The 22844-nt window shown below is 54.0% G+C and carries 19 protein-coding genes and 2 pseudogenes; 10 read left to right on the forward strand and 11 right to left on the reverse strand.

Annotation, left to right across the window (positions count from 1 at the left end; all coding sequences use genetic code 11):
* Positions 1-5: 5 nt before the first annotated feature.
* The 7 genes from OEV49_13190 to OEV49_13220 all read left to right on the forward strand — a co-directional run bounded on the left by OEV49_13190 (position 6) and on the right by OEV49_13220 (position 4281).
* On the forward strand, positions 6-608 hold the full coding sequence (locus OEV49_13190; protein ID MDH3892029.1) for an N-acetyltransferase: 603 nt from the start codon (positions 6-8) through the stop codon (positions 606-608).
* Positions 598-1311, forward strand: a complete 714-nt coding sequence (locus tag OEV49_13195; protein MDH3892030.1) for a glycosyltransferase family 2 protein — start codon at positions 598-600, stop codon at positions 1309-1311. Before OEV49_13190 ends, OEV49_13195 begins: the two co-directional genes overlap by 11 nt.
* Positions 1312-1675: 364 nt before the next feature.
* Positions 1676-2350 (forward strand): hypothetical protein, encoded by a 675-nt coding sequence (locus tag OEV49_13200; GenBank protein MDH3892031.1) that lies wholly within the window; start codon positions 1676-1678, stop codon positions 2348-2350.
* A 16-nt stretch (positions 2351-2366) separates the two neighbouring features.
* Positions 2367-2684 carry a LuxR C-terminal-related transcriptional regulator gene (locus tag OEV49_13205; protein ID MDH3892032.1) on the forward strand — a complete coding sequence of 106 codons (318 nt, stop codon included), beginning with the start codon at positions 2367-2369 and terminating at the stop codon, positions 2682-2684.
* Positions 2685-2876: 192 nt separating this feature from the next.
* Positions 2877-3062 carry a hypothetical protein gene (locus OEV49_13210; GenBank protein ID MDH3892033.1) on the forward strand — a complete coding sequence of 62 codons (186 nt, stop codon included), beginning with the start codon at positions 2877-2879 and terminating at the stop codon, positions 3060-3062.
* A 266-nt stretch (positions 3063-3328) separates the two neighbouring features.
* The gene (locus tag OEV49_13215) at positions 3329-3847 is read left to right on the forward strand and encodes a rhodanese-like domain-containing protein (protein ID MDH3892034.1); all 519 of its coding nucleotides are present in this window, start codon (positions 3329-3331) and stop codon (positions 3845-3847) included.
* A complete protein-coding gene (locus OEV49_13220) occupies positions 3835-4281 on the forward strand; it encodes a DoxX family membrane protein (GenBank protein ID MDH3892035.1) in 447 nt (148 codons plus the stop codon). Before OEV49_13215 ends, OEV49_13220 begins: the two co-directional genes overlap by 13 nt.
* Here the strand turns inward: OEV49_13220 and OEV49_13225 are convergent, their stop codons facing one another.
* From OEV49_13225 to OEV49_13260, 8 genes and pseudogenes are all read right to left on the reverse strand, one after another.
* Positions 4282-5601: a hypothetical protein gene (locus tag OEV49_13225; protein MDH3892036.1), complete on the reverse strand. Its 1320-nt coding sequence runs from the start codon at positions 5599-5601 to the stop codon at positions 4282-4284.
* A gap of 3 nt (positions 5602-5604) precedes the next feature.
* Positions 5605-6051, reverse strand: coding sequence for a hypothetical protein (locus OEV49_13230; protein ID MDH3892037.1), 447 nt, complete (start codon positions 6049-6051; stop codon positions 5605-5607).
* Positions 6048-6611, reverse strand: a complete 564-nt coding sequence (locus tag OEV49_13235) for a hypothetical protein (GenBank protein ID MDH3892038.1) — start codon at positions 6609-6611, stop codon at positions 6048-6050. Before OEV49_13235 ends, OEV49_13230 begins: the two co-directional genes overlap by 4 nt.
* Positions 6608-8233 (reverse strand): hypothetical protein, encoded by a 1626-nt coding sequence (locus OEV49_13240; protein MDH3892039.1) that lies wholly within the window; start codon positions 8231-8233, stop codon positions 6608-6610. Before OEV49_13240 ends, OEV49_13235 begins: the two co-directional genes overlap by 4 nt.
* A gap of 329 nt (positions 8234-8562) precedes the next feature.
* Positions 8563-8715 (reverse strand): annotated as a pseudogene (locus tag OEV49_13245) (prepilin-type N-terminal cleavage/methylation domain-containing protein).
* A 323-nt stretch (positions 8716-9038) separates the two neighbouring features.
* Positions 9039-9149: pseudogene (locus OEV49_13250) on the reverse strand (prepilin-type N-terminal cleavage/methylation domain-containing protein).
* A 93-nt stretch (positions 9150-9242) separates the two neighbouring features.
* The gene (locus OEV49_13255; protein MDH3892040.1) at positions 9243-10457 is read right to left on the reverse strand and encodes a type II secretion system F family protein; all 1215 of its coding nucleotides are present in this window, start codon (positions 10455-10457) and stop codon (positions 9243-9245) included.
* Positions 10441-12171, reverse strand: a complete 1731-nt coding sequence (locus OEV49_13260; protein ID MDH3892041.1) for an ATPase, T2SS/T4P/T4SS family — start codon at positions 12169-12171, stop codon at positions 10441-10443. The genes OEV49_13255 and OEV49_13260 overlap by 17 nt, the downstream gene beginning before the upstream one ends.
* Positions 12172-12299: 128 nt before the next feature.
* Here OEV49_13260 and OEV49_13265 point away from each other — a divergent pair, with 128 nt between their 5' ends.
* The 3 genes from OEV49_13265 (at position 12300) to OEV49_13275 (ending at position 16625) form a co-directional block, all read left to right on the forward strand.
* Positions 12300-13985, forward strand: coding sequence for a hypothetical protein (locus tag OEV49_13265; GenBank protein ID MDH3892042.1), 1686 nt, complete (start codon positions 12300-12302; stop codon positions 13983-13985).
* Between the two features lie 227 nt (positions 13986-14212).
* Positions 14213-16264, forward strand: coding sequence for a hypothetical protein (locus OEV49_13270; protein ID MDH3892043.1), 2052 nt, complete (start codon positions 14213-14215; stop codon positions 16262-16264).
* 145 nt (positions 16265-16409) lie between these two features.
* A complete protein-coding gene (locus tag OEV49_13275) occupies positions 16410-16625 on the forward strand; it encodes a zinc-ribbon domain-containing protein (GenBank protein ID MDH3892044.1) in 216 nt (71 codons plus the stop codon).
* 86 nt (positions 16626-16711) lie between these two features.
* On the opposite strand, the gene OEV49_13280 is transcribed toward OEV49_13275, so the two are convergent.
* From OEV49_13280 to OEV49_13290, 3 genes are all read right to left on the reverse strand, one after another.
* Positions 16712-18463, reverse strand: a complete 1752-nt coding sequence (locus tag OEV49_13280) for a M6 family metalloprotease domain-containing protein (GenBank protein MDH3892045.1) — start codon at positions 18461-18463, stop codon at positions 16712-16714.
* 910 nt (positions 18464-19373) lie between these two features.
* Positions 19374-20660 (reverse strand): DUF5723 family protein, encoded by a 1287-nt coding sequence (locus OEV49_13285; GenBank protein ID MDH3892046.1) that lies wholly within the window; start codon positions 20658-20660, stop codon positions 19374-19376.
* Between the two features lie 10 nt (positions 20661-20670).
* Positions 20671-22731, reverse strand: a complete 2061-nt coding sequence (locus OEV49_13290; protein MDH3892047.1) for a hypothetical protein — start codon at positions 22729-22731, stop codon at positions 20671-20673.
* Positions 22732-22844: the final 113 nt, after the last annotated feature.

A 22844-nucleotide genomic window follows, 5' to 3' on the forward strand; every position in this document is an offset into this window, starting at 1 on the left:
CTGCCATGAACGAGCGAGACTACTTTGTGCATCCAAAAGCAATATGCCAAAGCAAAAACATCGGCAGCGGTACGCGCATCTGGGCCTTCTGCAACGTGCAGGAAGGGGCGGTGATCGGCGGCGACTGCAACGTTTGCGACCATTGCTTCGTCGAGAGCGGTGTGGTCGTGGGTGACCGAGTAACCATCAAGAACGGAGTGTCGTTGTGGTGGGGCGTCAGGTTGGAGGATGATGTATTCGTCGGTCCCAATGCAGTCTTCACAAACGATGTAAAGCCCCGCAGCAAAGTGTACCACGACGAACCGGACCCAAGCCTCATCAGGCAGGGCGCCACGATCGGCGCCAACGCCGTGATTATAGCCCGCCTGACGGTCGGGCGCTACGCCTTTATCGGCGCCGGTGCCGTGCTGACCAAAAGCGCACCGGATTTCACGATGTGGCTGGGCAATCCGGCCCGACAGGCGGGATTCGTTTGCAAGTGCGCTGAGCGTCTCACAACTCCCGATGGTCAATCAAGCCCGATTCTGAGTTGCACCTGCGGACTCAAGTATCGACTCGCTGCCGGCCAACTCACCCTGCTTCCGAACGGGGGAGAGGGTGCAGCCTAAAGTCCTGGTCACGGTAGTCACTTTCAACGAGGGCGAGAAACTCAAAACGCTGGTGCCGAAATTTTCGACTGAGGGGAGTTACGATCTGCTTTTCATAGACGACGGCTCCACCGACGCAAGCTATCGCTTTCTTGAAAACCTGGGCCACAAGGTCATCAGGCATCAGACCAATCTCGGCGTTGGTGTCGGTATTCGGGACGCCGTCAAGTATGGCCGACAAAACGGTTACGACAGCATCGTCATCATGGCCGGCAACGGCAAGATGCAACCCGAAGAGATACCACAACTAATCAAGCCGATTCTCGATGATGGTGCCGACTACGTTCAGGGCTCGCGCTATCTTGAGGGCGGGCGCTCCCCCAACCTGCCGCTGTTTCGCAAAGTCACGATCAGATTGTTCACGGCTATCGTCAATCTGGCCATTCGCTTCAAAGGCACCGACATTACCTGTGGTTTTCGTGCCTATCGGCTGAACATCTTCGACCATCCTGAGATCGACATAGATCAGAACTGGCTGGGGCGTTACGAGATGGAATACTACATTCACTACAAGGTTGCTACGCTCGGTTTTCGCATGGCTGAAGCGCCGGTTGCGATGGTCTATCCCCAGGAGGGGAAGAACTACAGTAAGATCAAACCATTTGTTGGCTGGTGGTCTATGGTTCGGCCGTGGATTTTTCTTGTTTTGCGCCTGAAGAAGTAGCCTGTCGTGCCCAAGAATGCTCAGTAGGTGTCCCAATTGCCAGGAAGCACCATCGTGTGCGAAGCACAAAAAGCCGATTTTTCGGTGTCAGGTCACAATCCCCGCCCTTTTGCGTGGCTCAAGACCTGACACAATACAGCACAAAGAATCCAGCCGACGCCGGACTTTGGGTGGGGTAGCTGTGTTCACCCTACGACTCCGCTCGGGGTGACAAAAACCGGCGGCACAAGGCCCGCCGCTACGCGAGGGATACTCCCTCTGAGACAACTTCCACGTGAATACCACAAATGCCTGCTCCCCTGTTAAAACTTGACTCAGCCTGGTTGGCTGGATATGCTCTTTAGAAACAAGGACTGGATACCTGATGAAACGATTGTATATAGCTGCGGCCTTACTTTTGGTGATCGTCGCAGTGGCCTACATCAAGAGTGCGCGGGGCACCAGCCAGCGGCGCGAGGCGTTTGAGCAAGGGAAGGCTCAAACTAACCGGCAATTGACTCAACTTCAACAGGACGTTGATTCATTGAAAGAGTTGCTTCGTTTACAGGAGGCTGGCTTCTCCGATTCGCTGGCCCATCGTGACGGCTTATACCGACAGGAGATCGGCCGGCTGGTTGGATACCTGGATTCTGCGGTGGCCCGCCCCCGGGCCAAACCAGAAACTCAAACTGACAAACCTCCGGCCAAGAAACCGACATCCAAGCCCGAACCGGCCCAAGTCGTCCAGCAGGTCGCCCAGGAGGAATCTGAGAAACCAAAAACTGAAACCAAGCAGGCAGCGCCGCAGGCAGCGCCCCAGAATGACAAATCGGAACCGGATCAGGCCAGCCATAAGACTGAGAAGGATGAGAATGACCTGGGGTTGCGTGAAGACGTCTTGACATTTTACGGCCAACTGTATGAAGATCTGCCAAAAGATTTGACCTCACAGGAGCGCAAAGTGGCGCTGTACGAGATAAGCATCAAAACAGCAGCCGAGTATTCCATCACCATGCCGCAACTTAAAGCGATCTGTGAGGATTATTACTTAAGCTATTGAACCGGAGTCTGGTATTGTGCCACGAAAGAAGGAAAGTGACTTCGCGGAAATCATGGTCGATAAGCTCTTTCTGGAGTCGTTCGCCAATGAACAATCTGCTTATCACTCCGATGGTGGCAGCCACTCGCCCGCGGCCGGGCTGGATAAGTTTCGTTCCAAACTGCGTTGGCATATTGATCATTCACTCTCTCAACGTCAGAAGCAAGTGATCAAATACTACCTGAATGGCAAGAAAGAACGTCAAATCGCGCAGATTCTGGGGGTGGCTCAACAGGTCGTAAATATTTATAAATGGCGCGCCATCAAAAAGTTACAGCGGGTCATGGCCCTGTAGGTGTATGTCAAAAAACTTATACATAAGGAAGACTGTGCATTATTTGATCAGGTATCAGGCCTTCGGGGAGGTTTGATACCTGCTAAAGGAGGTGATAGTTTTTTTTGAATAGCATCTCTATTTCCTCACCGCTATTTATATGAGTACTGCTTCGTTCGAAAGAGAGGGGAAAACTCTTTCAGGAGATGCACTATGCCGAAGAGAAAAGAGAACCAAGAGTTTGCAAGCATGGGAGAAAAAGACTGTTGGCACTCGTATGGTCTGCAGATGCTAACACCGACCAAGTTTTCCAATGTGGTCGGTAAAATCCTACGCGGCCGTTACGTGCTGATCTCGACCAAGCTTGACAGGCGTCTGGAGCACCTTTTTCCAAACTGATTTCGCTGTCGTTCTGAGCAAAATGACATTCGCACAGCGAATGACAAATCTGGCGGGACTCGTCCATATCTGGGTCCCGCTTTTTTATTGGGACAGTTTTTGGGGCTATTACAAAACTTGACGCCAGAGTTGCCACCATGTTTCTTCACTTCTCGAAGAACTAACAGGCGCCGATTTCGTTGCTCATGGGATCAGTCAAGACGTATTCTTGAAGTCAACCCAGGGACGAATACACTGTATAAGTCTACAAGCATGAGGAAAGCCAAGTGGCACTAAAACAAGCAGTCTACATACTTATTATTTCTACAGTCCTCGGACTCGGCCTTAACATGGTCCGGGCCGACCGGATTCCATACTTTGGTCAATGGCGTTCATTGCATAGTGGTGAGGGTCCAATCACACCGCCTCAGCCGGAAGCGGGCGATCCGCCTTTTGTGACAATTGACGGCGCTCAAATCGATTTCAATTCCGGGGTCGCAGTTTTTATCGATGCCCGTGAGCCGGAGGAGTTCGAATGTGGTTCCATATCCGGTGCGATAAGTATTCCCTTTGACTACTTGCCCGAGACCGATCTCGGCCCCTACTTCGATTCAGTGCTGGCCGGTGTTCCCAAAGACAGGCGCATGGTCGTTTTCTGCTCCGGCGATGAGTGCGACCTTTCAATTCATCTGGCTCGCAACATGCAGGCCGAGGGCTACACCGATCTGGCCATCTTTTTCGGAGGTTCTCGTGAATGGGAGCGTTTTGGACTACCGATGGAACGGAGGTCCCAATGCGACGAGTGATAGACAACGACTTGCTGACCATGGCCTCGCGGCTGATCGTCGGTGGCGTCTTCATCTACGCATCTGTTTACAAGATCGCCGATCCGCTGGCTTTTGCCGGTTCCATCTGGAATTATCATCTTGCCCCTGGTTGGCTGATAAACTTTGGCGCTTTGGTTCTGCCGTGGGTGGAGTTGGTGGTCGGGTTGGGGTTGATTTTGGGGCTGTTCTATCGAGGTTCGGCCCTGCTGGTCAACGGTATGACGATAATGTTCATTGTTGCGCTGGCCAGCACGGTTGCGCGCGGATTGGATATTGATTGCGGCTGTTTCAAGTCCGGCCAAGCCGGCACCGGTTCGGCCAAAGAGATACTTGTAAGAGATTTTGGTTTGTTGGCTTTGACCCTTCAGATATGGTTCAGCCGTTCGCGAAAGTGGTTGTGCATGCGCTCATGATCAGCGCATGATGCGGGGTGTGATCAGAATAATCAGGTCGGTCGTACTCTTTTCAACCGATTTGTTGGTGAAAAGTAACTTACCCAGGAGGGGGATACGTCCCAAGAGCGGGACTTTTTGAACTTGCTCGATCTCATTCTCCTTGAGCAATCCACCCAAAGCGATGGTCTCGCCTTCGTTGACGGTCACCGTTGTTTTCAAGGAGCGCGATGACGTGATCGGTTTCTGGTTGTTGGCCGGACCGGAAAAACCAATAATGTCTTCGACCTGCGGGTGGACATCCAGCGTGATGCGATTGCCTTCATTGATGCGCGGTGTCACGCTGAGCGAGATACCCACCTCTTCATCATAGAATGTCTGGATGTCCTGGGTGGCGGCGCCTTCGGTGAACCGGCTAATTGTGGCTATCGGGATCACCGTCTGGGCTTTAATGTAAGCTTCTCGATTCTCAAGCGTGGTGATATGGGGATCGGAAATAAGTTTGCTGTTTCCCTCTCGGTTGAGTAGGTCCAGTACGGCGGTCAATTGGTCGACGGTCAGCGTTCCCCATGTCCAGCGACCGGATTCCGGGTTGAGGCTGCCGGCGACATTTTCAAGCTCGGTCTGGTTTGATTCCGACGAACCTCCCGACTCGCTCGATTCACTGATACTCTGTGTGCCCGCCCCCAAGGTTGTGGTTAAGCTGGTCGGCCAGGTGAAGCCGAGTTTCGATTCTGAGTCAATCGTGCTCTCGATGATTTTTACTTCGATAGAGATCATCTGTTGAGGCAGATCGAGTTCTCCAATTAAAGCCAACACCTCTTCCAGAACTGCCGGAAAATCGGTAATGACGATTCGGTTAGGGGAGATCCCCTCTTTCTGTGTTTCCCCCTCAACCGGTGCGCCGATTATTAGTAGTTTGCCGCGGTCGGACAGTCGTGATTCCACAATGCTTTTGACTGAATACGGATCAAGGTACTTGAGAGTGACCGACTTTGACACTAACTCGCCGGCTGCTTTGGTGGCCTGCGGTTTTACTACAAGGACATCATTACGAACGTAATAGTTGAACCCGCCGGGCGCCAGAATCGCATCAAGGGCCGATTTTAGATCGACTTCGACCAGACGGAGAGAGACCTGTCCTGTGACATCGCCGCCGACTACGATATTGAGATTGTTTTGTTCGGCAATCATGGCCAGGGCGACGGCCAGATCAACGTTTTCCAAGTCCATTGACAGTTTGCCGCCTTTTTCAAGAGGGGACGGCCATGCGAATCCCGCCAGCAACACCAAGAAGAGGACAGGCCAGACTAAAAGAGTCCTATTGACTGCTGATTTCATGATTCAACCTTTGCTGACCCGTAGCGTGAATGTTCTGCCGTTTCGTTCCACGGTGACCGAGTTCCGATCTATTGAGACTATGCGGGCGCCGTTGATCGAATCACCGGTGCGCACGCTTTTTTTGTTTATGACGGCCATAGGTGATTTGTCATTAAAGACGATTCCTGAGAGAATCAACTTCAACTCCTCTTTCGGTTTGTCGGCTGGTTTGCTGCTTGGCTTGATCACCGTCCTGAACGGATCAGCGCCCCACCGAGCCTGCTCGACTCGTTCGAGGTCAAGCCCGGGCGGCGGCGCAATAGAACCGGTGATCTCTGCTGTGGCCTGAACCGCTGCTGCCGGTGGTGCGGCCGGCTCAGGCTGGTCGGTCCAGAACAGGTTATATGCCCCCCAGATCATAGCTGCCGGCAAGGCGGCAATCACGATTTTTTGACGGGTCTTGGCTTTCATGATTCTGTGGCCTTCCCACCTAGTAAGGCCTGAAAGCCGATGGTGTAGGAAGTCGGTGCGCTTTCATCGACAGCAGTGGTTATGAGACATCGATTGATGCCCCGAAAAAACTCTGCTGTTTCAACTTGTTGCACATACTTCCCAAAACCCACATAGCCGCCCTCAAGTTTTACTGTCAGGTTCAAAAACGGAGGCTGCCCCGACCCCGGCAGAATACTGTTTAACAAGAGCAGTTCTTCCACCGGCGGTGAAATCTCCACCACTTTGAGTTTGCGCTGCCTGGCTTGCTCGCTTAGAAGCTCGAACAATTCGAGAATCTGGTCGCGGGCATAGAGTCCATCATTCAGATCGACCCTGGCTCTCTCCAGATTACGATAGGTCTCGATATACATCGGCAACTGCACCATGATTCGCTGGTATTCCACCAGATTCTGCCTGGCTTGCTCGGTGCGAAGTTGCATCGCCGCTCGTTCTTTGTTCAATGGGATGAACAGCAGCAGATACCAGAGGGCCAGCATCACGATGCCTATGCCGGAATAAATGCAGATGACACGTTTCACGCTACCCCCTGCATCTCAATTTGAAAGTCGATAACAAACGCATCCCTGACTTTGCGTTTGACATGACGAACCAGCCCGACATTGTGGTAGAACCCTGAAGCCTTCAACCGCTCCACGTACTGAGCCAGGATCATCTCCGGTGGAATCTCGGAGGCTGCAACATTACCATGGAGAACCAGGTTTTGCAGGTTGTCTGCGTTTCCCGGTGCGTATTCGAGACGATAGAGCTTGACGGCCGCCGGCGTGAGAATAGACAGCTCCTTTAGAGTTAAATAGAAGCCGCCCGGCGGCGCTTCGGTCTTTTTGATATAGGCGCGCTCGAATGCGATTTGCTGCATGAGCGAACGATGGGTCAAGTATGCTTCGGACTGCGAGGCCTGCGTGACTTGTTGTTCCATCGCTTCGGTTGACTTGATGTTACTGTTGATTGACATGCGCAGGTGCGCCCAATTGGTCAGTATCGCAACGGCGGCCAGGGCCAGGGCCAACCGCGCATATCTGCCTACCGTTCGACGTGACTTTTCCTGCCGGATTTCAGCGGGCAGTAGATTACAGAGCCTATGTTGGCTGGCCGCAGCGGCCAAGGTGGGCAGACAGGTAACAGCCAGCCTGCATTGGTCTGAGGCTACCCCCTTCAGGAGACCGGTCGCTCCGATGGGGAAGGGTACGAATTCGAACTGAGTTTTGCCGTTGAACAGTTCCACCAGATCCGCCTGATCGGCCAGTTCACCGCATAAGAGAATTCTGTTGGGGAGCGCTTTGGCGTACTGACCGGAATAGTAGTCCTGAGAAACAGATATCTCGCGGGCCAGACTCTCGGCAAAGAACTCTATGCGAGTTATGTCCGGCTGACTGCCGATTTGAGTCAGACTGACCGAGCCGGTGTGAGTGAACTCCAGGGCCGAACCGCGATAATATGCAACTTTGCAATCGGATTGCCCCACCTCGACCAGAGTGTAAACAGCATTCGGCTCGTAATCCGGCAGGCGACCCAGCAGATAGCCCACCGCTTGGTCGGCGATAATCACATTTGCGACAGATAGGCCCTTTTGTCGGAGGGGTTCCAGCTCTTCTTTGACCAGTTTGGAAGTTGCCGCGTGCAGTCCGATCTTGTAACGTGCCCGTTGTTTGTCTATGATCTTGAAAGTCCGCTGGTAGTCTGTGTGGCACTCGGTGGGTGGGAATGGGATTTGTTTTTGAGCTTCGAACCCAATGGCTGAGGCCAGCGCACCCGGTTTCAACACCGGCATCAAAAACGAGCGGAAGGCTGTCTCTCGTCCACTGATTACCAGATCGATTTCAGCCGATCCTCCACCAAACCGGCTGACATAATCTGCAACGGTCAGGGAGAGGTGGTCACTCCGGCGTACCGCTGACTCCGTGTCGCTAAGCAGGGACACTCTCGAAATATCAAGGATGTCAAGGCGACCCGCAATATGCCGCGCTGCCACCATCTGAATCACGCCGTTCTCGACAGCGAAGGCCAGACGTCGACCCACTGTCCAGCGCCGAGGAGGAGACAGTGTTGTCTCCACGACCTTGGACGAGCCGGAGTCGATTCGACCTCGATCTGGATCTGAATTCGTGCTTTTGCGGCGCAGCAATGTCGGCCATTTGAACATGGACACCTGTCCGATTAGAAGGTGATCGTGATGCTGTCCGGTCCGCCGGTCGAGATTACTCGGCGACCGCCTGGATCGTATGAATACGATCCTCCGAACGCATCGGTCAAATACTCGTTACCATCGCCATCGACATAGGGACCGTTCCAACCCAGGCGCGTGAGCTTGTTGTAGGCGGCTACCGAATCGGGTTTTACCACCAGATCGATCAACTGTGACGGCACGAATCCAACATCCCCTATGAAGCCTCGATCAATCACAACCCCGGAGGAGACTATCTGAGGGTTGCCGACGATTGCCTCTTTCAGCGTCTGCATTTCTTTGCGTGTGGCGGCCGTTTTCGAACCTTCCATGATGTCGGCGAACTTCGGTATCGCCACCACAGCAAGGATGCCCAAAACCACGATGATAATAACAAGCTCGATTAGGGTGAATCCTCCCTGATCGAGCTTGTGCGCAGTCTTTCTGGATTTGTCGTTCACGTTTTCGAGCCGGTGGCTCCCTACCAATTGTTTTCCCCGGACCCGCTGGTGTTCAACCAGATCTCGCCGGTCGAGGCTTTGTATGCCCAGCCGCCGCGAGCACCGACAACCACCCCTTTGGTCACACCGGTGACAACCGAGTCGGGGGCGTTGGCGTTGGCCTGGTACGGATTCTTGGGAATGGCCTGTTCCATCACTACGCCTATAGTAGCCAGGCTATCCAGGGCCGGCCAGTTTGCGGTACCTGTCTGGACCGCTTCATTGGCGTAGTAGATGATTATCCCGGAGCGCATACTGCCCAGAGCGCTACGGCCTGCCGCCTCTTTGGCTTCTGTAGACAAGTCCTGATACTTTGGAATTGCAACGGCCGCAAGTATGCCGAGGATAATTATGATGATAACCAATTCGATTAGCGTAAAACCGCTTTGGTTCAACCGAGTGCGCATGGTTCCTCCTAAGTGGGATGAAAATCCAATCTGTTGTCTACTGAAATTATCGGCTTTTTGGCCAATCGCATTAGGGGTAGTTTAACCTTTGAAGACGTTGATCAAGTTCCACATAGGCATGAAGATAGCCAGGGCAAGTATTAATACAAAGGCTCCCAGCCCAATCGTAAGTATCGGCTCCAGAATCGATGTCAGATGGCGCGACATATATTGTACTTCCTTGGAGTAATGATTGCCGACCTCCGCAAGCATCTTCTCCAGTGAGCCGGACTCAAGCCCAATGACGATCATTTGTCGCGCCAGTCGGGGGAGACCTTCGAACTTCTCGCTCAACAGCCGGTTGTCTTTGCCCTCGCTGAACAGTTCTTTCAGGCGGCCTATCTCCGAGGCGATAAGACTGTTCTTGATGGAGCCTATCAGAATATCCAACGATTTTACGATGGGCAATCCGGACTGGATCAGGATGCGGAACAGTAGACTAAAGCGGGCTACGTTTCCTTTGACCACCAGCGTGCCGATTACCGGTAACCGCAGAAGCGACCTATCAATCACCAGGCGGGTTTTTGGTTGGGATGCCAGCTTGCGGAAAACGAAAACCGACACGACCAGGAACGCGACAAACGCAGGCCAATACTGCGCCATGAAATTGCTGGCGCCAATAAGCAGCCGGGTGAAAACAGGCAGCTCTGCATCGAAAGCAGCGTAGAATTCGACAAATCTGGGAACGACAAAAGTCATCATAACAATCGATGCCGCAATCAGCGCCGTCACGACCATGGACGGATATCGCACGCCCGATTTGATTTGGCGTGTCAACTCCATTTCCTTTTCTAACATATCCGATAGCTCATCCAGGATATCATCGAGCTTACCCGACTCCTCACCGGCCGCAATGCTGGCGATGTAAAAGCGGGGGAATAAGTCATCGAATTCTTCCATCGAGGTCGACAACTGGTGACCGGATTCCAGGCTGAGCTTCATCTGTGTGACTGCGTAGTTGAACCGACTCTCCGGTGGACCGATCCGAATGATATCCAGTGTTCTCAAAATCGGCACACCGGCCCGGTACATAGTCCTCAGGTTGTTGGTGAACATAATGAGATTCTCATACTGGGTGCCTCGGAAGAAACCCCAGAATGCGAACGGCTGAGTGGCTCGTATCTGTTCTATTGAAACCGGTATCAGGTGCTGTTGGGCCAGATGATCAATGACCTGGTGGCTGGATTCGGCGGCAAAAACGCCTTCTTCTTCAAGGCCGTCTTCCGACACCGCCTGATACTTAAACTGAATCGGCATGGACGGTACTCACCGCGTGTGGTTTGGCTGCATCGCCCCAATCTTCCACATTGGACGTTTCTTTGATTAGTTCTTCCAGGCAGACTTTGCCCGATGTCACTTTTTCCAGACCCATCTCGAACAATGGCACGTACCCGTGGCGTCGGGCTTCGTCCTTGATCTGGTTGAGCGAGGCGCCATCCAGAATCATCTCTGAGATCGTAGGCGTCATCTCGACATATTCATAGATACCGGTGAGACCTTTCAATCCGGTGTTCTTGCATTGGACACATCCGACACCGCGTTGGAAATCGACCGCATCGGCCATCTCTATCATCATCGCTCGTGACAGAACGTTGTCGGACGGCCAGTACGACTCGCTGCACTCGGGGCAATTAAGTCGCACCAGCCGTTGCGCCAGCACTCCTTTGATGGCCGAGGCAACCAGGTATTTCTCAATGCCCATGTCGATCAAGCGGGTAATAGCAGACGGTGCATCGTTGGTGTGAACGGTTGAGAAAACCAGATGCCCGGTCAAGGCTGAACGAACGGCCATACGCGCCGTTTCGCTGTCGCGAATCTCACCGATCATGATTATGTCCGGATTCTGACGCAGCATGGCACGCAAAGTCGTGGGAAAGGTGAGCCCGGCTTTTTCGTTGATCTGAATCTGCACGATCAGGCCCAGCGAGTATTCGACCGGGTCCTCAACCGTGATGATGTTCTTTTCAACCGAATTAATTTCTTGCAGGGTGGCATACAAAGTTGATGTTTTGCCCGAGGAAGTCGGTCCGGTTATCAGCACCAGACCCTCTGGCTGAACGATCAGGTTCTTCCAGCGTTCTTCGACAGTGGCCGTGAATCCCAGTTGGTTGAAGTTGAACAACAGATTCCGCCGGTCCAGTAATCGGATAACGATCTTTTCACCGTGAATGGTGGGTAGGGTGGAGACGCGCATATCGACCGTGTTGCCGTCCACCGTGGTCACGAATCGACCATCCTGCGGCAACCGCTTCTCCGAAACATCAAGGTTAGCGGCGATTTTCACTCGGGAGATAAGTTCGCCCTGCATCGACTTGGGCGGCGTGGCTTCCTCGCGCATGACCCCGTCGACACGATAGCGCACGCGCAACCGGGATTCTTCAGGCTCGATGTGAACATCCGTGGCTCGATCTTTGACCGCCTTGGTTATAATCAGATTAACAAGTTTTACAACCGGTGTTTCCGACTCCTCGGACTCGACATCGACTGAGTCGGCGCCGGACCCTTCCGTTTCGGCCGGAGTCCCGATTATGCCCATGAGCGAATCGGCCACCGAGTAATACTCATCGATAGCCCCGCGAATCTCCGATGAGAGGGCTACCGCGCGTTTGATGTCGGCGCCTGTGACATACTTGATCTCATCGATGGCCACGATATTCAAGGGATCGGCCATGGCCAGAGTCAGGGTGTTGCCAATGGCAAAAATGGGGATCAGTGTATAACGACGGGCCAGGTCGACCGAGACTTTTTGAGTCACCTGAGGGTCAAGCACCATCTGGTTCAGCGAGATTCGCGGTACCCCAAGGCGATCCGATATAGTCTCCAGCAACTGGTCCTCGGTGATGTACTCCCTCTCCACCAGCACCTCGCCGAGGCGCTTTCCGGAGATCACTTGCTCCCTGAGTCCCTCCTGGAGTTGAGCTTCGGTGATATACTCCTTCTCGACGAGAAGGTCACCGAGTTTTTTCTTCACCGATGTCCGTCCGTTCCTGTGAAAGTTGTTCGTTCATTAGGTTATCGGAATTAGTCCGGTATAACTAAAGTGGCCTCCCAAACGGTTAAAACTCAAGATCAGACTCTTGTTGATTGACGAGTGTGACAATGTTTATTGAGAAGATGACATCTTTGAAGTTACGGTTGCACTTTTCTTTAGTCTTAGCGCTTTCCCTGGGGGTGTTGGCTCGGCCGGGCCCGGCCCGGGCTGAGGAACCCAGCCAGAATGGAAACGCGGCGCTGAACGGACGGATTGTCGACAGCATTGTCATCATCAACAGAAACATCTATGACACCTCCGACCCCGAATACGAGAGCTTTATCTTTCGCTGGGCCAACCGTCTCCATCGCAAGACGCGAAAGTGGGTGATTGGAAACGAGGTTCTTCTTGAGTCCGGTTCTCCATATTCAAGTGACCTGGCCGACGAGACGGCGCGCAACCTGCGCCGGAGTCTGCCCATCTACGACGCCTGGATCGAATCCGACACGCTGTCCGACGGTCGTTTGGTGGTGCGGGTTATCACAATCGACCAATGGACGCTTTCAGGAGGGGTCAACGCCAAGCGTGAGGCCAACGAGATCAGCTATTCGTTTGGGCTGACCGACCGGAATTTCCTTGGGCACAACCAATTCGTCAGCAGCACATACTACGTTGAAGCCTCGGAGACCAACCATGCTCGCGCAACTTTCGCAGACAATCGACTGTTGGGCAAACCTCTTCGGCTGGAAGTGGATTATTCAGACGATCCACGATCCCGGTTCACGGAGTTAGTGATATCAAAACCGTACTACAGCCTCGCCCAGAAGTTTGCCGTTGGCTTCACGGCCAGGGCTATCGGCGGCAGGCGTGACGTGCCCAGCAACGGGAAGATCATAGCCCAGTCTGAATATGACGGCGACCAACTGAACCTCTCCGGCGCCTACCGCAGCGGAAGTTATTTGCAGAAGGGATCGGTCAAACTGGAGTACAAATACCGCTCCGAGGTAACGACAAGCCGAACCTTACTCACCGATGATACGCTCGAAATAGAGCTGGCCCGTCGCAGCTTTCCTGTGGATTCGTTGTATCATGAACTCCGCCTGACCCTCGGTGTTTCCAACGTCCGATTCATCAAACGTCGACGCATCGATGGTTTTGGATACACCGAGGACTTCACGCTCGGCTCGTCGGCGGTGGCCATGCTTTCACGGGCCTTCAACCGCGATTCCACTGTCCACACATCTATGGAGTTGGTCTTGGCTCAGGGCTCGTCGATAAAACCAGGCTTGCTGGTATTATCGGCCGGCGCCAGAGTCTGGTATCACCGTGATGAGACCATCCGGCGTCGACTCCAGTTTACCACCCACTTTTACAACCAGAGTTTGTCGTATCTTACGCTTGCCGTTCGCGCCGTCTACACCTCCGACTGGCGAATAATGCAAACGAACGACCTCGTCCTGGGTGGCAATAGCGGTTTGCGAGGCTTTGGGCGCTACTTCAGAACAGGTGACCGCAGAGCGGTCCTCAATCTGGAAGGAAGAGTCTTTCCTGATTTGGGTTTCCTCAGTGTCTTGTTTGGCGGAGCATTATTCGTCGATCTGGGCAGGACTTTCAGGGCGGGGGAGAGCTTGGGTTGGAAAGGTTACTATGCTGCCGTAGGAGCCGGATTGAGAATATCGTTCGAACGGTCCAGCCGCAGCTCGCTGGTGCGCTGTGATGTCGCCTATTCGGCGCACGACGGATGGCAGCTATCCATATCTTCAGGACAGTTCTTCAAAGCCGCGCGGAATATTCTGGCCTTGACAAGTCGTTGAAATGCAGTAAATTGAAAGTGGCGAAAACCACCACGGGTCGGTTGTACCTACTTTAGGAACTGCCTATTTTTGAATTGTGATCGGTCTGTTTAATCGAATTGAGGTCACTGACCTCTCCGTGGCAGTGGCCGCCGTGGACCTGGTCGGGGCGAAAACTGGTCATTGGCGTTGTCTTGATAGAGCCGGTCCGATTCAGGAGTGAGGCGTCTGGTCGATAGGAACAACAGGTGATAAGAACTGTTGAAAAAAGCAGAATGATGCGTTGGGCATTGACAATCCTGATGGCCCTCATGGTAATGACGGCACACACCGCTATTCAGAGTGGCGATGTGCAGCTGTCCATGACGCCTATCGAGACTATAGAGTCCGACTACCTGAAGGGTAACATCAGCCCTGATGAACGAGCACTCCACGTGATTCAGGCAGTCAAGTCGCCTCACGAACTGCCCACGCGCTATCGTCTTCAGGCCGGTGTGGCGACTCAGAGGGCGACGCGATGTGTCAGCATGGCGCTAAGGGACATAGTGTTTGATTTTGAACTGTTGTCGACGTCGACACAGACCGCTTTCTTGTCATCGTTGGCGCGGTTTGAGACTGACTACACCTTTGACTCGCCTTCCGGATTATTCAAATTGCACTACGACCTTTCGCCGGACACAAACGGCGTACCGGCGCTTGACGCAGACTCTTCCGGCGTCCCGGACTTTGTGGAGAAATGTGCGGCTTACTGCGACTCAAGCCATGCTCGACATATTGAACTGGGCTACATTCCGCCACCCTCCGACGGTGTTCTGGGTGGCGACGGAAAAATCGACGTCTACTTCCAAAACATGGCTCCATACGGATATGCCATCCCGGAGGGCAACGGACCCCAGCCGTGGAATGACTCTTACGGTTACTTCGTGTTGAACTCGGACTTTCTCGGTTTCGATCCAAATGACGATCCGGAAGGGTCGCAGTGGGGTGCCGCCAAGGTAACTATCGCCCACGAGTTTCATCATCTTGTACAGTATGCCTACGACTCAGGCGAAGAGAGATGGTCCATGGAACTCGATGCCGTCTTCATAGAGGAGATGATATTCGATCAGACCAATGACTGTTACAATTACCTCGATGAGTTTTATTCGTTCCCCCAGAAATCTTTGATGGAGAACTCGAGTCATTACTACTCTTGTTTTCCCTGGGAGTTGTACCTGGCTCAAAAGTTTGACACGTCTCTCATTCTGGCCGCCTGGGAAGGTGCCCGGTATGGGCCGATGTTTTTCGATGCTCTGGGTGACAGTTTGTTGGGACGGTATGGCTGGACTCAGGACTCTGCTTTCGCCGAGTTTGCGGTATGGAATTTTTGCACCAATATACGAGATGACGGTCTGCATCATGAAGAGGCTGCAGGCTATCCGGAAGTAAACATAGGACTGAGCCATTCGGTCTATCCGGTTCCGCTTCAGAACTCCCCGGGGTATCCCTCAGGCTACGCGACTACATATGTGCAATTTTTCCCCGGCGCTAATGTCGGGACATTGGTTCTGTCGTTCAATGGTTCCGACTCACGCCAGTGGGCGGCCTGGGTGATTCTGTCGACGGCGGAAAACATACACCAGTTTGTACCATTGGTGCTCAATCCCGGCAACTACCAGGGCAGTTTCGAAGTACCTCATTTCGAGGATTACTATCGTGTCGCTCTTTTCGGCGCCAACCTCACCGAGTACTCCGACGGTGTAGCATACACCTACCAGGCCCAGGTGCAACCGCCTTACGAGTTGGCTTCTCAATTGTTGACCAGTCCGGTGGTGTACGCGGCGGGTTCTCGGGAGTACCAATACCAGATTGAGAATCTTGCCCCCTTGAATGATATCGTCGATGTCATGGTGTGGGACGCGTCGGGGTGGATCACCGCCGACACAATCGATCATGCTCTGGGTCCCAGTGAGGACACTGTCTACACGTTCGACGTACAGCCACCCTTCGGTACCCAACTGGGCGATACGGCCACCCTGTTTTTCGCAATCGAATCCTGGGGTGATTCGACCGAGGCCGACACCCAGGCGGTACTGGTGACAGCCGTCCTGCAGCATGGCGATCTTGACTTCAGCGGTGCTATCGATATCTCCGATCTGGTCTATTTCGTCGACTACGCCTTTGCCGGTGGCCCGCCCCCGATCCCGGTCCTGGATGCAGGCGATTTTCTCTGCGATGGCGGAATTGATATTTCCGATCTGGTTGAGTTGGTCGACTATATGTTTCAGGGGGGCAACCCACCGCCCTGCAATCCCTATTGATCATTCTCAGTAAAAGTTCAATTGCCGCAAACTTTTGTCTTTTTTTTCTTGACCGTAATCCAGACTTTCGATATCTAAAGCATACCTAGTTTGTCGCGTTCGTGAAGCAACAAGGAAGTTGGTTCCCGCGACAAGAGAGGGGGGAATGATAGTGACCGGTTTTGAAGACAAGATTCTCATTTGTTGCGAGTGCCAGGAAGAGTTCGTCTTTACCGCTGCTGCTCAGGATTATTTTGCTGAGCGGGGATACACTGATGATCCCAAGCGGTGCAAGACGTGCCATACTGGTTACAAAAAAGCGCAACGTGCCGACCAAAGTCGCTTCGGCGCTAAACGCCCGGAAATCGGATTGTCCGATTAGATTGCGAAAACCCCCGGTTTGTTAACCGAGGGTTTTCTTGTGGGCCATGCGCGGAGGAGGAATTTGGTTGTACTTCTGATTTGTTGTTAACGAATCAGTACCATCTTTTTCGAATCCTCGTGTTTTCCTATGACTATGCGGTAATAGTACACGCCCGAAGCCAGTTGACCGTTGTTGTCATCAACGGCGTCAAAGAGCACCGATGTTTGGCCGGCCGGAACATTCCGATCAAGCAGGGTGGCAACCTTGCGACCAAGGCTGTTGAACACTTCAACCAAAGCGTGTGCCGCGTTGCCTGTAGTGAAACTAATTGTGGTCGAGGGATTGAACGGATTGGGGTAGTTCTGGGCCAGTTCAACTTTCCGGGGCACCAACGGTTCATCATCATCACCACCGCCGGACAATCCACCGCCGGACATTCCGCTTGACAGGTCGGCCGACGCAACGGTACCTACGAAACTAATATTCTCAACGAAGACCGTCGTGACCGCCCCTGCGTAGGTGTCGGAGCTGGGAACGGTACTGCTGTTGAACGATGTCCTGCTGAAACTGCCGGGGAAGGGATCACCGGCGTCGCCGTGGTCGCCTTTGTGTTCCAATTCATAGAGACCATCGGCCTGCTCCAGCGCCACCTGATAGTGTGTCGACGTGGCCAGGCCGGGATACCATTCTCCACTGTTGTTGCTTTGCGCATCGTCAATGTGCCAGATCAACAGACCGGTGGCCGGTAAGTATGAGTCAAAGCCGATGCGCTGTCGATTTTCGATGAGAAAATACTCGCCGTCGACGGTGTCGGCGGAGTACAGTCGGTAGGCAATGTCGTTTTGTTCGGCATTCAGTATCGTTTCTGCGGTGAGCGCGTCGATCACATCAAGGGGTGTCAACCAGCCCAGTTGCATCTTGCTCCAGGCGCAAAGGTGCGACGGGGATTCCCCTTTTCCCTGGGGACCAAGCCAACTTCCGAACGACATCAGACCCCACTTGCCCACGCCGTTGGACGAATAGTCGGTGTCGTACAAGTCGGGCAACCCGAAAACATGGCCCAGTTCGTGGGCGATCACGCCGATCGTCTGATCGCCCGGTACCGACAAAAACTCCGGTTGAATTGTGTATGAAGAGATATTCACGCCATCGCGATAGCGGTTGTTGATGTTCCACTTGTGTGACCAGATTACATCACTACCCCCGCCGTACTCGGCCCCGCGGCCTGCGTGAATGACCAGCAAGCCATCGACTTCACCGTCGTCGTTGTTGTCGTAATTGCTGAAATCGACCAGCGGATCGACCAGGTCGACTAAGTCCTCGACCAATTTTTGACTGTTGTTCGGATAGGCGCCGGTGCCGTTGCTGTTGTTGACATAATATGCGTAATCCTCAGGCGCCCGTTGCCAACCCACCTCCGAAGGCAGGTCAACCGAAGCTAACTGAACCAGGTCGTATGATACTTCGCGGTAGTACTCGCTCACTGTAGCGCCCTGACTCCCAAAAATCAGACTGTCGAAACTACCACCCGGTACCGCCGCAACGTTGTCATCGAAGTCAACCAGGATAGCCAGCACCCTGAATTGACCGACAACATTGGGCGACAAGGAAAGTGACCCATTGGCACTTTTGATCGCTGTGCCGATGCCGGTCCGGACCTGGTCGATCCCCTTGGAGCGAGCCTCATCGAGATGTTCCAAATAGTAGGGAAGTACCGCGTCGCCGGTGGCCAGACGCAAAATCAATCCCGGATGCGGCGGGGCTGCATCTGCCGACCCGATCAGAAGCAATACCGCAACCAGGATAGGCCACATCAGCCGCATTAATCTGAGCCTGTAATTCGCAAAAATCGTCACTTTATCCTCCGCGTACATTCGAAGCGCATGTGTTCCGCCGAACAAATGGGCAAAGCCGGTGCCAGGCCTGATGGAGACTCGTATGTTGCTGTGGGGTCATCTGTTCGGGCGGTTTAGTGAAGTATGGGGCGATGTTTCGTTGATGGTGGGAGTGGTTGAAACAGGGGGGAATAGGCCATAGGGCTTGTTGATAAACCACTATGCCATTAGTAGGGTGGGTCGCTCTTCGAACCGGCCTTTGACGGCAGTCCGCCTTGGCGGACTGCCCTACGGTGTCGGGCGGGGTCGCCCAACACCACCTGCATACGGCTGCGGGGCCGGTCCGACTAAGGCACAGGATGCACCGTTGTGTCGGGTCTTGATTCCGTGCTAACGGAAGTGTGACCCGACTCAGATTCTGTGTCAAGCGTGGGCGGCAGGTCACACAAATCCACTGGCGTCCGCCGCGGCGGACAAGACCTGCCGCAACTATCTAACTTGATACACAACATTGGTTGGGCGGCATCCCTGCAATAGCGCCAAGTTTAGTAGGGCGGAACCCTCCCAGCGGTTCCGCCATCGGAAAACGGCAGAACCAGAAGCGGTTCTGGCCTACGCTGTGGTGAAAACGTCAAACTCTGCTACTCCACCTTAAGCAAAGCGACAGGTGGATGTTTTATAGGCAAAACAGAAGCATCCCACCCGGCGCAAAGCCTCTGGGTGGGGTACTGTGCACCGGCGTGGCGCACGAGGACGTACACCACGCACACACACCAAGTGTTGAAGCTGCAAACGGTCGAAGCACGCAAGTCGGGCTTAACTGCCGCACTCACAAGAAAGGAGACCGCCGAAGCAGTCTCCTTTCGCGCGATAGTTCGCTAAGCCGGCGTTAGCCGGGGTGTACCGGTTTCAACCGACTTCACGCCTGGAATCAGAACTCGACCCCGGTAGCCAGGGCGAAATTCAGACCACGGGTCGAGTAGGGGGAGAATGACGACCCGGTCTGGGCTGCAAAATCCAGCCTGAAGGCTCCCAGGTGCAAGCCTGATCCCACAGAAAAAACAGAACCCTTGTTACCACCAACGGCGAAACCTGTGCGCAACGGCAGAACACTGAACTTGTTCCATTCCAGGCCGGCGGCCAGTCGCGGCTTGGTGGAGGCGCCGTTGCCCGTATGGAAACCCTGCTGCCAGTCGACCGCCCAGAGCAATTGGCCGGACACATTGGCGATACCGATGGTCATGGTTGCCGGTAATTTGTTGGAGAAACCGGCGATCTCCTTGGTGTAGTCTTCAGAGACTACATAGTCTTCGTCCATGTTATCGGCCGTCATGGTGTCGAACGAGAACAGATAACCGTGCTCTTCGGCATCACCGCTCCAGGAGATGTTGCTGAGAAAGTTCTTGATACTCAGGCCGACCGTGTAATCACGATTGAGTTCCAGGGCGCCGCCGATATCCACAGCATACCCGGAACCACCGGTCGCGGTGCGGGCTATCATACGTCCATCGCCGGAGAAACCGGTCTCCAGAGTGGTGACGCCGCCCTCAAGTTCGGATATCTCTTCGACCGCGAGGCCCTTGATGTACTTAAAAGTACCACCCACAGCCAAACGTCGGTGACCTATCTTGGCCACCTGTCGACCATAGGACAAGCCGGTCGCAACGTAGGCCACGGCGTCGGAGTAGGAACCGGTCAGTTCGATCTCTTTGCCGAAAGTGTTACCGTTGAACACCAGTTCGATGATGTCCTTGCTTAGATTGACGTCGGCCACACCGACGCCTGTAACGCTGAAGACGAACGAGTTGTACGATAGCGAGAATGCTGAAGCTTCAACGTCGGCGATCAGGTTCAGGCCTTCATCAGGCACTTTGTCCAAAATCTCGCGCTTGTCGGCATCGGTCAGGATGGCCCCGGTGTAACGATTGTAGTCACCGAGCGAGATTGAGTTGTTGGCGATATTGACGCCGACTCCGACCAGTTCCAGGCCGGTCTGACGGTATTCCTGGAAGCCCAGGTTGGCCGGATTATACCGCGCAGCGTCAACACCGGAGGCTAGCGACATGTACGCCCCGGACATAGCCATGCTTCGCGCCGATGACTGACCACCGGCCAGGGCCGAGCCGGCCAGGAGTAACAGTGTCACTCCCAGGCAGGCGGCGCTGTAAAACATGCGTTTGCGGTGCGGTGATTCGTTGGTTGTCGTAGTAATTCTCATGGCCGCCTCCTTAAAATTCGCCGTCGAAGCGGTATTCCACTTCAAAGCGGCCGATCACGGTTATGTAGTCGTTCTGCATCAGTTTCACCGACTGACCGTTGGAACCTTCAAGGATCAACTCCTGCCCTATGTAGAGCGTGTCACTCTTGAGTATCTGAATATCTGCGTTGGTCAGCATGATTTCCTGGTAGCCGGTGGCCGCCGTATCCAACACCAGTCCGGCCCCGGACACGGGAGCGGCGGTGATAGCCAGCGGGCCAATGGTCAAACCGGGGTTGGCGTAGAGAGTTGCCGAGTCGGGGCCAATGAATATCTCCACGCTGGCGCCCAGGGGCAGGTGGTTGACGATATTATACACGAATCCGGCCTCGACAACATGGTCGGTCACCATGTCGATGTCTTCCTGATTGATCGACTCACGTTCGATGTCGGTTTCGATTTGTGATTCATGTATAACCATCTCCAGTGGCGCCACGATTCCCACCCGTGAAAAAACGAAATCGTTGGCGCTTATTGTCGATTGGGTCACGCCATCACCGAAGGTCACGGTACCACCGGCCTCGACGTTCGAAGGCAGGGGAGAGATGAAGTCGGCGATGTCCGAATTGGTGATCGTTGTTGTAACCGGTGCACCGCTGGCGCCGATTGCGATGTTGCCGGTAAGAGCCAGTGTCTTGCCGTTGTCGCCGCTCAGTTGAATGTCGAGATAACCCGGCAGGTTGGTGCCGTTTTCGATATCCAAAGTCAGCACGGCCGAAACCAACTCAAGCGAATCGAACCCGGTCGGAACATCGATAGGAAACGATTCGGCATCGAAGGTCGCATCGGTCGATGAGAATACACCGGTGACACTGCCGAAGGTCAGCGAAGTCAGGTCGGCCTGTACAAAGAAACTGTCGGACTGATTGACAGCAACCTGCTGACCGCCCGAACCGGGAACGTCGGCGGTAACATTGATGTCGATCTGTTGCGGCAGCGAACTACCGCCCGGAACCAGTTGGCTGCCGGCCAGAGCCCGTACTATCTGTACCTGCCCCTGGGCCGGGATGGTCGTGTCGATTGACAGAGCCAGGCCCGACGTGACCAGGTCCGGAATGCCGATACTGAGATTGGCACTCAGGTTGGTGGCGTTCTCCACCGTCAAAACGAGCTGTCCGGTGGCCATCGTGGCAGTGTCGATCCGTTCGGTTTCACCCAACTGAACCTGCTCCGCAAAAGCCATGTTCAGCGCCGGAACTTGTGCGACAGCCGAAGACACACTCAAGCCGCTTGGGAAAACCAACTCGGTACTGATAAAGCGGGAAGATACGGAGTTGATCGTGCCCCCCGGGAAAAAACAGTGAGCGTTCACTCTAAGTTCGTTTGAAAGGCTTTTGCCGGCCAGCGAAACAGACAATGAGTCGGTACCTCCGGCCGGGATGCCGGTTGGGAATGTGTCCGTGACCAATGTTGCAGCGTTGCCGACGTCGTAGATCTCAACAATGGCCGTATCAAGGGCGATGCCGAGGTCGTTTTCTACCACCACCAGGACGTTGCCGGAAGCGATGGTCGCCTGTGAAAAGTTGGTGATTGCCGGCATGGTGTTGATAATATCAAAACTAAGAGCGCTGATAATCGCCGAGTCACCCGGCAAGCCGGCCCCCAGACCGGTGATCGAGGCCAGCGTGACCGAGATAGGTGCAATCACCGGCGGATCAATCGACACCGCGCCCAGTGCTTCGGTAACCGAATAGGAAAGATCGTCGGTGGCCAGGGCAGCGGCATCCAGCATGACGGTGTCAAGGTCTTCAGTGACTCTGAACGTTATGTTGCCGTCCTGGTCGATCTCCAAACCTTCCTGATCTATCTTGTTAACCAGTTCTTCCATGTCGTAGGTCCGATTGACAACCGGCACCGTCAGACGGGTGTTCCATTCCGGAGCCTCCGGTTTCTCAATCGTGCACTGAGCCAGAGTCAAGAACACGACGATCACCGTAATCCCCAGAATCAGCCTGGAGCCATACTTGAACAGAAAACGCTCGTTCCACGGCGTTTCTGTTTCGGTTTTTCTGGCGTCTCTCTTACGGGTCATATTTCCCCCATACAGTTTGGAGTTTCACATTCGTTTCAGGAAGGTTGAATGCAATACCGGTGCCCGCCATAGCCATCGGGCCAAGCCGGTATACGGACCTGACATAGCGCCTC

Source organism: Candidatus Zixiibacteriota bacterium (assembly GCA_029860345.1).
GTDB lineage: Bacteria > Zixibacteria > MSB-5A5 > GN15 > FEB-12 > JAJRTA01.